Source organism: Antarcticibacterium flavum (genome assembly GCF_006159205.1).
Lineage (GTDB): Bacteria > Bacteroidota > Bacteroidia > Flavobacteriales > Flavobacteriaceae > Gillisia > Gillisia flava.
The window spans coordinates 2,676,006-2,687,851 of sequence record NZ_CP040812.1; the positions used below are offsets into that span (position 1 = coordinate 2,676,006).

14 protein-coding genes are annotated in these 11,846 nt (G+C 37.2%); 7 read left to right on the forward strand and 7 right to left on the reverse strand.

Annotation, left to right across the window (positions count from 1 at the left end):
- Positions 1-10: 10 nt before the first annotated feature.
- Positions 11-895 carry a hypothetical protein gene (locus FHG64_RS11490; RefSeq protein ID WP_139066536.1) on the forward strand — a complete coding sequence of 295 codons (885 nt, stop codon included), beginning with the start codon at positions 11-13 and terminating at the stop codon, positions 893-895.
- Between the two features lie 128 nt (positions 896-1,023).
- Here the strand turns inward: FHG64_RS11490 and FHG64_RS11495 are convergent, their stop codons facing one another.
- From FHG64_RS11495 to FHG64_RS11510, 4 genes are all read right to left on the reverse strand, one after another.
- Positions 1,024-1,200, reverse strand: coding sequence for a histone H1 (locus FHG64_RS11495; protein WP_139067956.1), 177 nt, complete (start codon positions 1,198-1,200; stop codon positions 1,024-1,026).
- A gap of 583 nt (positions 1,201-1,783) precedes the next feature.
- On the reverse strand, positions 1,784-2,533 hold the full coding sequence (locus FHG64_RS11500; protein ID WP_139066537.1) for a hypothetical protein: 750 nt from the start codon (positions 2,531-2,533) through the stop codon (positions 1,784-1,786).
- A 10-nt stretch (positions 2,534-2,543) separates the two neighbouring features.
- Positions 2,544-2,825, reverse strand: coding sequence for a helix-turn-helix domain-containing protein (locus FHG64_RS11505; RefSeq protein ID WP_246054079.1), 282 nt, complete (start codon positions 2,823-2,825; stop codon positions 2,544-2,546).
- Positions 2,826-3,519: 694 nt separating this feature from the next.
- Positions 3,520-3,735: a helix-turn-helix transcriptional regulator gene (locus FHG64_RS11510; protein ID WP_139066538.1), complete on the reverse strand. Its 216-nt coding sequence runs from the start codon at positions 3,733-3,735 to the stop codon at positions 3,520-3,522.
- Positions 3,736-3,901: 166 nt separating this feature from the next.
- Here FHG64_RS11510 and FHG64_RS11515 point away from each other — a divergent pair, with 166 nt between their 5' ends.
- A complete protein-coding gene (locus tag FHG64_RS11515; RefSeq protein ID WP_139066539.1) occupies positions 3,902-5,152 on the forward strand; it encodes an IS4 family transposase in 1,251 nt (416 codons plus the stop codon).
- 403 nt (positions 5,153-5,555) lie between these two features.
- Here the strand turns inward: FHG64_RS11515 and FHG64_RS11520 are convergent, their stop codons facing one another.
- Positions 5,556-5,732 (reverse strand): histone H1, encoded by a 177-nt coding sequence (locus FHG64_RS11520; RefSeq protein ID WP_139066540.1) that lies wholly within the window; start codon positions 5,730-5,732, stop codon positions 5,556-5,558.
- Positions 5,733-6,736: 1,004 nt separating this feature from the next.
- Here FHG64_RS11520 and FHG64_RS11525 point away from each other — a divergent pair.
- Positions 6,737-7,333 (forward strand): hypothetical protein, encoded by a 597-nt coding sequence (locus FHG64_RS11525; protein ID WP_139066541.1) that lies wholly within the window; start codon positions 6,737-6,739, stop codon positions 7,331-7,333.
- Positions 7,334-7,498: 165 nt separating this feature from the next.
- Here the strand turns inward: FHG64_RS11525 and FHG64_RS11530 are convergent, their stop codons facing one another.
- Positions 7,499-8,677, reverse strand: coding sequence for an MFS transporter (locus tag FHG64_RS11530; protein WP_139066542.1), 1,179 nt, complete (start codon positions 8,675-8,677; stop codon positions 7,499-7,501).
- 197 nt (positions 8,678-8,874) lie between these two features.
- Here FHG64_RS11530 and FHG64_RS11535 point away from each other — a divergent pair, with 197 nt between their 5' ends.
- The 4 genes from FHG64_RS11535 to FHG64_RS11550 all read left to right on the forward strand — a co-directional run bounded on the left by FHG64_RS11535 (position 8,875) and on the right by FHG64_RS11550 (position 11,283).
- Complete coding sequence (locus tag FHG64_RS11535; RefSeq protein ID WP_139066543.1) at positions 8,875-9,057, forward strand: hypothetical protein; 183 nt, start codon at positions 8,875-8,877, stop codon at positions 9,055-9,057.
- A gap of 221 nt (positions 9,058-9,278) precedes the next feature.
- Complete coding sequence (locus FHG64_RS11540; RefSeq protein ID WP_139066544.1) at positions 9,279-9,653, forward strand: response regulator transcription factor; 375 nt, start codon at positions 9,279-9,281, stop codon at positions 9,651-9,653.
- Positions 9,654-9,696: 43 nt separating this feature from the next.
- The gene (locus FHG64_RS11545; protein ID WP_139066545.1) at positions 9,697-10,161 is read left to right on the forward strand and encodes a GNAT family N-acetyltransferase; all 465 of its coding nucleotides are present in this window, start codon (positions 9,697-9,699) and stop codon (positions 10,159-10,161) included.
- A gap of 114 nt (positions 10,162-10,275) precedes the next feature.
- Entirely contained in the window at positions 10,276-11,283 is a 1,008-nt protein-coding gene (locus FHG64_RS11550) for an LLM class flavin-dependent oxidoreductase (RefSeq protein ID WP_139067958.1), read from the forward strand.
- Positions 11,284-11,365: 82 nt separating this feature from the next.
- Here the strand turns inward: FHG64_RS11550 and FHG64_RS11555 are convergent, their stop codons facing one another.
- Complete coding sequence (locus FHG64_RS11555) at positions 11,366-11,824, reverse strand: hypothetical protein (RefSeq protein WP_139066546.1); 459 nt, start codon at positions 11,822-11,824, stop codon at positions 11,366-11,368.
- Between the last annotated feature and the right edge of the window lie 22 nt (positions 11,825-11,846).

Consider the following 11,846-nt stretch of genomic DNA (forward strand, 5'->3'; position numbering starts at 1 on the left):
ATCCAATAGAATGAAGCAAGAAAACAAAACCTGTTTTATAGTTACGCCCATTGGTGAAGTTTCCAGTGCAGAAAGGAGAAATACTGATGGTTTAATCTCCTCTGTTTTAAAGCCGGTACTGCAGGAAGATTTTAATTTTAAGGATGTAGAAGCTGCCCACGAAATCAATTCTTCGGGATCAATAAATAACCAGATAATGAAAAGAATTTTATATGATGATTTGGTTATTGCCAATCTAACAGGCGTAAATCCTAATGTAATGTATGAATTAGCAGTGAGGCATGCTACAATGAAGCCTATAATTCATATATGTGAGAATGGTACGAAATTGCCCTTCGATATAATTGATCAAAGAACAATATTTTATTTTAACGATATGTTAGGAGTGAAAGAGTTGAGGTCTAATTTGACTAAAATGATAAAAGCTGCACTTTCCAACCACGAATTTTTAGATAATCCTATTTACAATGCTAGTAGAAGCAAAATCTTTGAAGAAAACATTTTTAAAGATTCTGAAAAGAATTTTGAACAATTCCTACTACAAAAGTTAGAGAGATTAGAATCAAAATTAGGAAATTTCGCATCTCCAAAAACATTTAATGCTGAATTCGCATATTCTAAGGAAATCTTTTTATATATAAATTTTTTCGGAAAAACAAGAATGAATTTTTTATCTAATGAATTGTCTTCATCCCTAAAAGCTTATGGATTAACTTTAACTAGTATGCATTTAAGAATGGAGGAGGAAAAAGTAGACAGTATGGTTTCTCTTTCCGTGGAAAGTAACATCCCTTTTTCTTTTGGGGATGTAAGGAGAATATTAAGTGGTTTGAAATCAGAAAATTTCAAAATTGTGGAAATTTCAGAGATACCACCTCCTCCTTCTAAGAAATAAATTCGTTTTAAAAAAGGAATACTTATTTAAAAACGAATTAAAACTTACTAAGATTTAATAATAAAGGTGAATTTGTTGAGACCATAACTCTTTTGTGTAAAAAAACCTCCTTAAAAGGAGGCTGTTTTTTACTTTTTTGATTCTGCAGCAGAAACCTTTTGGAATTCTTTTAGAAGCTTTTCCAGCTCCAAAGATGATTTTCTTGCCCTGGTCCCGGCAGCTTTATTGCCACTCTCTAATTGTGAATTAGCTTCTGTCTGGAAAGATTCAAAGGTGGACTGGATGTCTTCAATAAGTTTTTTCAGGATCTTAAATTTGAAGTTTAAGAAGCGAAAATAAAAGAATTAGCCGGCCTGACCTTATTATTTAAACTTTTTAGTAATTACCAATCCTTATATTTTTACAATTGTTTTGACATTCTAAAAGCTCTTTATATCTAATGTAGTGTTTAACAGGGCTATGTGCAATTATAAATTATGCAGAATTCATATAGATTACTAAAAAAAGATTTGCCCATAATGGAAATGCTGTTAAATTGCATGAATTCTTTCCTGTTCTTGATGGTTATGAAATAGTAATAGAAAATACAATTTTGAAAGAAATTCACAACTTATACTTTATTCCTTTCTCTGTGGCAAACCCTGTGAATCCTAAGTGAAAATCCAACGAGGCTACTTGTACAGCAAATCAATCAAAGATAGACTTTGAACCAATAGTAATCCAATTAATAGACTTTACTTTACCATAATTAGTAAACAAGTGAAACACTACCATACCATTTTCCAGCCAACCAAAAAATAAACATGAAAACAGGTTAACGATGGCGCTGTCGCGCTGAGGAGATTTTTATTTTTTTAATTTTTTTGGTCTTCCTATATAACCTTTCCTTTATGCTTTCAGTTTTTTCCGCTTACTGAAAAGAAAAAGAGGTAAAACGGTGTCAATTAGCTGCAATCGGGTTTTTCCTTCACGGCAGATCAAATTATTTCTCATATCATTGTATTTCAGGCAAAGCTCCATTGCTTTTTTATGGGGAATTATGTCGCTGAAGTTTTTCTGGATACTCAAAAGTTGATGATCTCCGGCCTTGTTTTTCAACCTTGATGCTGTTGATGGTGAAATTTGAAAAATTTTATTTATTCCTAAAACAGATATTGGAGCCTTAGCTTCAAAGGGGTTATAGTTAGGGGAGAGAAAATGATAGGTACTGCCTTTTATCTGTACGCTTTTCTTTCTCCTAACTTTTCTCCAAAAGTCCTTGTGCAAATATCCATAAATGACTGCTCCTGTAACTGCTCTGATGTTTCCGTAGGTGTAAAAATCTACCGGAAAAGCCATTCGAACCTTCCATCCCATTTCTCCTCTAATCCTGTCAAAGGACTTCAAGATGTAATAGCCGGTTTTGCTGTTGTAGTCAATCCAGCCTTTATCTAAAAGAAATTGAAGATATTTTAAAGTTGTTTTCCGGCACCTGATCTCTTCTACCAATTCGATAAATAACAGCTCATTATCATCCAGTTTGGCCTTCCCGTTTTTATAAAGGAGTTTTAATGCAATAAATAATTTAAGTTTTCTGCTATATTGATGCTGTTGAGCATCAATGAACATTTGAACTGGAACTGAGATACCTGGCTTCATCCTTTAAATATTAGATCTCTTTCCTTCCCTTATGATTATTAAGGAACTCCTGGATGTCCTTTAGTTTGTAGTAGATCTTACCTTTTACCTGGGCAAATTGAATAAGTCCTTCATCCCTCCAGGTTTGAGCAGTTTTAGGACTAATCTTGAACATTTGAATAAAATCTGCATTGTCCAGAATTATAAACTGTGGATCACGAATTTGATTAATGCGATATTCTCTTAGAAGCTGCTCCACCTTTACCTCAAGAGAATTCATACTTACCAGAAATGGATGCTGAATGTCTTTCATAGTTTTTATTTTAAAAATTAATACTGCAGACAAGGGTTAATTCCCTGAATTACATTGATATAAAGTTCAAAATTAAAAATGGGAGAATAAGAGAAATTTAAATGATTGCTTTTAACAGACTGAAGGATGAAGAATTATTAATTATTCAAAAAATTAAATATTTTGCCTTTTTTTAGATAACTCGTTTTTCGAAAAGTGGTCATTAAAGATTTTGCTCTGAGAATAGTAGGGACGAGGAAACCTATAATAGATTACTAGTTTTACCCATCGAAGAAACTGAAGGGTTGAAAATTTTATTTCCCTCCATACTCAATTTTGGAGCTTAAATTACCCGGTTTATTTCATCTAATTGACACATGCCGATGACAAATGATTCCAATTAAATGAAATTGTTTTTAGATAAGTTAAAGTTTTCTAAAAGGTGTCGAATTCGGTGAGTGTTACAAATGGCCCTTTGGGAGGCCTTGTAAATAAAAGAGTTTAGCGGTTAGTTCGAGTCTCGTCCAGACCGCATAATTGCAAAAGCCTTTCAGAAATGAGAGGCTTTTTTTATTGGCAAATTTTTGCAAAATTGTGAAAACGGCTAAATTATGGATCAAGTATGATTGTTGGGGACTAAGCAAAAATTGTGGTTAATCTAAACAGGAAGAAATTCCTGCTATTTGTTGATCTATTAAAATTTTAGCTTGTCGCATTAATCAAGAGGTTGAGGTTTTAATGTACTTCCAAAAAATTTAAGGACCTGGTTCACTTTGTCTGTCATTAAATTTGGTTTTCCCTGTTCGAGGTCCCTGATAAATCGCAATCCGACCCCAGTAAGATCGGAGATTTCAGACTGTGTCATGTTATTCTCTTTTCGCTGTGTTCGTACAAACTTAGCAATAGGATCATTTCGGTTCCAGTTTTCCATAAGTATACCTTAACGGGTACAATATGTGAATTTATTTGGTGTTTATACCCCTAGAGGCACTGGCGTCCGGTAAACCAAATTAAATCCTACCTTAATACCATGAAAAAAGGGAGTCCTCGTTTTCGACCACAGACTCCCTTTAAAGGTTCCACTTAAAGCGGACATTATGGACAAAATTACAAGAAATTCTGGAATGCCGGTTCTCGGACAGCTGTTATCTTTTATTCCCCGGAACAATTTTAATCGTATTGTTGGTCAGCTAGGTGCGGATCGCTATACAAAACGATTTACCTCCTGGGATCATCTGGTCTGTATGTTGTTTGCTGTTATTGAAAATGTTGGTGGATTACGTGAGTTATGCTCAGGTTTAGCAGCACATAATCAAAGTTTAAAACATTTAGGAATGAGTTCTATGCCATGCAGAAGCACCGTGAGTGATGCTAATATGCGCCGGTGTTCTGACTTGTTTGAAAAAACCTTTATAAGCATATATAAGCAGCACTATCGTTTTTTCTCGGACAGCAGTATACCTAAAAATGAAAAATGGCTCTCTAGGCTATTTTTGGTTGATTCTACAACTGTTACCCTTTTCAAGAATATAATGAAGGCCTGTGGTAATGCTATGGCCAACGGGAGGCGTAAGGGAGGAGTTAAAATACATACTGGAATGTGGCTAAAAGAACAGGTTCCTTCCTTAATAATGATTACTAAGGCAGCGGAAAATGATAAAAATTTTATGCCCCGATTTAAAAAACTTCCTGCACAGATCATTGTAGTTTTTGATAAGGCATACTTAAATTTTGGTTTATTTATTCATTGGAGTAAAAACGATGTCAGTTTTGTAAGCCGACTGCACAAAAGATGCAAAGTAACTTGGGGGAATTATAACCTCTTAACTAAGGAGGATGAGAAATATGGCATATTGGAAGACTGTAGAGCAGAATTAGGGCATAGCCAGCAAAAACAAAAAGTAAAATGCCGCATTATAAAGTTTTATGATCACAAAGATCAACGGGAAATTGAATTTATTACCAATGATATGCAGCTGCCTGCTTGCACAATTGCAGAAATATACAAGCAGCGATGGCAAATTGAGCTTTTATTTAAAAGGCTCAAGCAAAACCTTAAGATCACCAGCTTTATTGGCGATAATGAGAATGCAATACGAATTCAAATCTGGTGTGCACTTATAGCGGATTTACTCGTCCAAATAGCTCGAAAAGGATCGCGACGTTGTAGATTATCATATTCGGTTATCTGTGGGCTATTCAGGCTTCATTTAATGAATTATGTGAGAGTTACAGACTTACTTTTAAAATCAGCAGATCCTAACATTTATCCAAAAAATATACAGCTTGCACCCAATCTTTTTGATCTAGGGCCCCATAAGCCGGAAATCAAAATCGAAGTGATGTAGAATCAAGGTTTATTAAGATTAAAACAAGAAATACTATTTTTACCGGACGCCAGTGCCCCTAGAGGTATAATTAATAAAAATTTATTCATGTTATACCTGAAGAGGTATAGAGAAGGTGGAAAATATCGAGAAATTATAGCTATGTACCTGTCATTGATTGCAACCTGGAATTTTTACAATTTGGATGCATTTTTTAGTAAATTTTTTTAGGGTTTTCCGGGGCCTCTGGAGGATTTTTAGTAAAAACAGGTCGAAGTTGTTATCTTAATTTAATTCCTTTATATATAATAAGTTAAAATTAAAAATTGCCAAAAAAAAACCTCCTGAATAGGAGGATATTTTTTGAGAAAATAATTGAAATTGCATTCCACTTTATTTATCTCTGGGTTGTCCTTGAAAAGTCTTACTTTTTTGATTCAGCAACAGAAACTTTACGGAATTCTTTTAAAAGCTTTTCCAGCTCTAAAGATGATTTTCTTGCTCTGGTCCCTGCTGCTTTATTACCGCTTTCTAATTGAGCATTTGCTTCGGTTTGGAAAGATTCAAAAGTAGACTGGATGTTTTCAATAAGATTTTTCATGATTGTAGATTTAAAGTTTAAAAAGCGAAAATAAAAGAATTAACCGGCCTGGCATTGTTAATTGGACTTTTTTGAAGGTATATTTTTTTTATTTGTTCAAGTTTTGAAGCACGTAAGGCTGAAGCCAAAAGATAATTTTCTGATTCTTCAAAGTTTATGTACAAATGAAAATACGGGGACCCGATATTTTTTCCATGTCCATTTAATACAATCTCTCTTTTTTTAGCTTTGAAAGCTCAGCAAACTTTTTTGTGGTTATTGAGCACGCTGTAGCTCAAAAGTTCAATCCATTTCTCAGTATCTCTTTTTATGCTTTTCTCCCTGAGAGCCCTGCTCATTGATGTTTGGAGGGGAAACAGGAATTTTACGCCCCGCTAAACAAACTAAATATTATTTGGTGAGTAAGTTGAAGAAGTATTATATTTGCCCCCGCTGCCAGATTTTGTGGCATAATGAAAGTTCATTTTTTACGGAAAACCGGATACGTTTTTAATCGATTTCCTTCAGTTAAATTGCTTTTTAGAAAATTGATGTAATCTGAAAATCGTCGAATTCGGTGACAATTATAAATGCCCATTAGTGCAGCCTTTTAAATAAAGAAGTTAGAAATTGGTTAGGGTTACCACCCTGCCGTTTACCCGATCATAACGGGTGCAAAGAAGTTCTAAGAAATTAGCCGTATTCTTTGTAATATATGAAGTTGTGTTGTTTCCCCACTTGTGGGGTTATGTGGTTGAGATACTGATCTAATCAGTGTTGAGCCAATGAGAAGCTTTTTTCCATTAGATTGGAAAGAGGCTTTTTTGTTTTTATATTGATTCTGAATTATTTCCGTATAATTTTAAAGGATCTGAATACCTCCATATTTCCTTTTTTATTTTTATATTTTTCTGCTGATTGGAACAGAGAAAAATTTTGCATTTATAATATAACTTGCTTATATTTAGGTAATTATATCTTTATCCCTACTGAAGATCCCAGTGAAACAACTAAAATCTTACAAGATGAAAAAGTTTTATCTCATCCTGGCAGTAGGATCACTCATGTTTGGTGCCTGCCAAAAAGAAGAACTCCCGGAAGACTCTTCTGTAATTATTGAAGGTGTTTCTGAAAGTGTACAGGAAAGCACAGAACAGGCCGGGGAAGAAGAGGAAGGCCCGGCTGAATATTTCAAAGCTAAAATTAATGGAGATTTATTCGAAGTGGAGGATCCTCAATTAATTAAAGGGACAGTTTATCCCAGTCGCAATACTGGAGTTATAAATTTTGACTTTTCAGCAGATGGAGTGGATACCTCTGGCGAAGAAAACGTCAATATGGGATTCCTTTTTAAGGTTTGCTTTTACGATGGTCCAAATACATATTACACTGGTACTACAGAAACGGTGAGCTGGGCTATGTACTGGACAGATTATGGGTTTTGGGAAAATCACTATGCCTATGGCAATGAACCCGGGATTGTGATTGTAACTAATGCTACAGATACTTTTGTGGAAGGAACATTTGAATTTGAGGCATATAGTAGTGATACAGAAACTACTATTGAGGTAGAGGGGGAATTTGGTATACGCCTCGAGTCAGAGGAGGATTATAACAGTTAGCAGGCTTATTACCGAAAGGTTTTTAAATGGAAATCTGGCTTCCATGGCGAGAACTTCTTTCTGTTACTTCAAAAATTCTTTTGAAACCTCTTAAGACCATCATTAGATGTTTGAAAATAAAAACATACAATCCAATTCAAATTGATGTTTAGGGCAGGAAACTTTTTATTTCCTCCCGCCGTACAATCCTAATAATCCCAAAATAGGCCCGGGCAATAACAGGAGAAATAAATATGCAGGAGGGAAACCTTTGGCCAGTAAGAGATTAAGGAGCAGGATACTCAAAATTGTTATTGCGAAACCAATGGAATTCACAATGGTAAGCGCAGTTCCCCTCCAATTGGCAGGGGAATTCTGGGCGACCAGTGTGGAAAACAGAGGGGAATCGGCTACTACCGTGAATCCCCAGAATACTAGAAATATAAGCAGTACCTCCAATGAATCTTGCAGAAAGAAAAACGGGGAAAGCAGGCAGCATAAACCCGACAGGAAAAGAGCGGTGGCTGCCGACTTTTTAGTGCCGAATTTTCCTGAAAGATAGCCTCCCGCCACACAACCAATCCCGCCGGTGGCAATAATAAGGAAGGACCAGAGTGAAATATCATTTTCCTGGAGCCCATGGTAGCCGTAATAAGCTATGAGGAAGACAGGGGCAAAAGCCCAATAAGCATAGAGTTCCCACATATGGCCAAAATATCCTGAAGCTGCCCGCCGGAAATCTGATATCTTAAATAAATCTCCCAATACTCCAAATCTTATGTTTTGTAATCTTTTCCTGTAGGGGCCGTCTGGCACTATTATAAGGATCAAAGAGCCACCCAGCAGGGAAAGTATGGAGGTGGAGATGATCACGGCCTTCCAGGGGAGGACTATACTTCCTGTGATGAAGCGTAACAAATGTGGAAATGCAGTTCCCAAGACCAGAGCGCCCACCAGGAAGCCAAGGGACTTTCCAAGGCCTTTTTCAAAATGATCTGCAGCGATCTTCATTCCTACGGGATAAATGCCAGCCAGGGAAAACCCTGTAAGAAATCTAAGGAAACCAAGGGTTTCAAAACTGTTGTTTTCCAATGCCGTTCCCAGGTTCAAAAAACCTCCAGCCAGTGCACAAAAGAAAAAAACCCTTGAGGGTGAAAACCTGTCGGCAACGCTTAAAACTGCAAAGAACAGGGTGCCGGCAATAAACCCCAACTGCACTGCTGCCGTGATATAACCAAGAACAGTGAGGGGAAGGTTTAAAGATAGAATAAGATCATTTAAAACCGCATTGCCTGCAAACCACAGCGAGGTGCAGCAAAATTGAGCAAAAACTATAACCGGTAAAATATAGGCGCGTCCCGCCATAATAATTTTTAGATCCTCCTGCTAAATAAAGCATTTTTTAATTAGCAGGGAAGTATGGCAAGCCTGCTTTCCTGCAGGCTTGCCATTCAAGTATTTCAAAATCGATTTTTAAGGGTTAAAACCCTGTTATTTAAACCTTCTTTAACGCACTTCCTGCACATTAATTTGGATATTAGTTTTGAACCATAAAAAAACTAATGATGGATAAGCAAGATTTAAAAGAAGCTGCAAAGAATGCAGGGAAGTTATGGGTAGCCAAAAAGGGGTTTCAATGGACAACCAGTATACTTAAGGTTGGGATCGTTATAGGTGCCGGATATTTAGGATATAAGTACTTTCGTGAAAATGAGGATGAAATTAGAAAAAGACTTTCCCTTTGATCCTGTTTAACGTAATTTAAAGCAAAAATACAAAGCTTTTTTCCTTAATTGGGAAAAAGCTTTTTTTATAACCGCTAATTATATATTTATTATTACTATAATTACATTTGAGACAGGCCTTCCCGGCTTTTCCCGTAGAATGACCTGGTAACCATTAAAATTATATTAGAAATAGGAAAGGTTTAACTATTTGTTATAAAAGTCATTTTTACCTTTATGCCATGAAAAAGAAAGAGATTTTTATAGTTGAGGATGATGATGGTATAAGGGAGCTTATAGAATACCTTTTGATAAGTCAGGATTACAAGGTGCAAACCTTTCCAAATGCTGAAAGGTTTAAACAAACCATAGACTCCCGCTCGCCAGACCTTATTCTTCTGGATGTTATGTTGCCAGATGGTAATGGGCTGGAGATTTGTGAATGCCTGGGAGAAAAGGAGAGAACCCACAATATTCCTGTTTTGTTAATGTCTGCACACGCACAGGTTGATACCCAAAAAACGGCCAATGCGAGGGATTTTATTGCCAAGCCTTTTGATATAGAAGATTTTCTTCACAGGATAGAGAAACATGTAAAAGACCATCCTGCGGCTTGATGTTCACGTTAACCGGGGAGAGTGTGGTTGTGGCGTATCATTAATGACTAATTCAAACCTAAAAATAAGGTCCTTTACCTCAGCCGACCTTGACCGGGTCATGGAGCTGCTGCGGTTAAATACTCCTCAATATTTTAATGCAAGCGAGGAGAAAGACCTGCAGGAATATCTAACCAACAAAACTGAAGAATATTTTGTGGCAGAGCATGACAATGTAGTCATTGGAGCAGGGGGAATAAACTATTTTCCGGCAGAAAAAACAGCACGTATTTCCTGGGATATCATACATCCTTCACATCAACGAAAGGGTATTGGAAAGCAATTGCTCCTTTACAGGCTTAAAATACTAACCTCGCACCCCTCTGTCCATAAGATAATAGTTAGGACAACACCTCTTGTTGCCGGTTTCTATGAGATTTTAGGTTTTACAAGTACCACTTTGGAAAAAGATTACTGGGCACAAGACCTTGATCTTCAGGTCATGGAAATGAATAATCCCGCCTTGTAGCTGGGGAGTTTGTAAAGGAAAGTCAGGATTTACGACTACTACAGCGTATATCTATGAACTTCAGTGATCTCCAATTTACAATCTGGAAGTTCTATTCTTAAAGCCTTGAAAACTATGTCTGTAGACCTTAAAAAGATACCTTACTCAATTTTGGAACTTGCCACTGTTTCGGCAGGATCAAATCCTTCAGCAACATTTAAAAATAGCCTGCACCTGGCACAAAAAGCAGAAGAACTGGGATACACCCGTTTCTGGCTTGCAGAGCATCATAATATGGTGAGTATTGCAAGTTCTGCCACTGCCGTTCTCATTGGACATATCGCAGGAGGTACTAAGACCATTAAAGTGGGCTCTGGAGGAATAATGTTACCTAACCATTCCCCATTAATAGTTTCTGAACAATTTGGTACCCTGGGTTCGCTTTACCCGGGGCGTATCGATCTGGGATTGGGCAGGGCCCCGGGAACAGACCAGGTGACTGCCCACGCCATACGAAGTGACAGGATGCAGGCGGTGTATAAATTTCCAGATGAGGTACAACAGATACAGCAATATTTTTCTCCCTCCAATAGCACCGCAAAGGTAAGAGCTACGGTGGCTGAAGGGGTGGATGTTCCAATCTACATACTTGGTTCCAGTACAGACAGTGCCCACCTTGCAGCAAAACTGGGCCTTCCCTATGCCTTTGCCAGCCATTTTGCACCTGCACAACTTTTTGAGGCACTTAATATATACTATAATAATTTTCAACCTTCAGCCCAGCTTAAAGAACCTTATACAATGGCCTGTATCAATGTGATAGCAGCGCCAACAAATGAAGAGGCACTAAGGATCTCCACGTCGCTAATAAGAATGATGCTGGGAGTGATGACGGGAAAAATAGATTATATGCAACCTCCTACGGAATACACTGCCGACTTAAAAGCCCTGGCTGAAAATCCTGCTTTTGAACGAATGCTAAAGTTTTCCTTTGTGGGTGACAAGGAAAAGGTTAAGCAATCTACTATGGATTTTATCGAAAAAACCGGGGTAAATGAAGTGGTGACGGTATCACATATCTATGATCATAATGACAGGCTAAGGTCCTTCGAGATATTTTCTGAAATTATGAAAGGTCAATAGATCATTTGGACCATAATTAAACTGATCAAAACGAAAAAGCCCGTTCCTGGAGGTTCGGGCTTTTTCTACCATTAATCAATCATCATCTTCCTCTTTCATATTCAAGGGAGGGCCCGTCACAGGCATTCCAGGTGCTCCTCATTTTAAGGTCCCTGTAGATGAACAGGTATTCCTTAAGAGAAGCAGGATTGCAGGCCCCTATAATTTCATTGTTTGTTTGATAGGTAAACTCTAACGCCAGCTCAAGTTCAGGGTCATTCTGGACATCCTGTGAATTTTCATCGATCCTGTATGTGCCTTCAGCCGTTAAAACTTCAGTCTCAGTTTCCCTTGTTTTAATAAAAGTGCCGTCCCGGTTAAGCAAATATTTTTCCTGCCAATGCATCTCTTCCCCGGTGGTTTCAGAATTCACGAGGTTCGTACTCATTCTTACCAGCACCCATTCCCCGGTTACAGAGAATGGACTTTCTTCCTTTCCCGTTTCTGTAGAACAGGAGAGGAAAAGGGAGAAAAGTGTTAGGAAGAGAAATGCATTTTTCAAATGACAGGAGTTTTTAGATTAA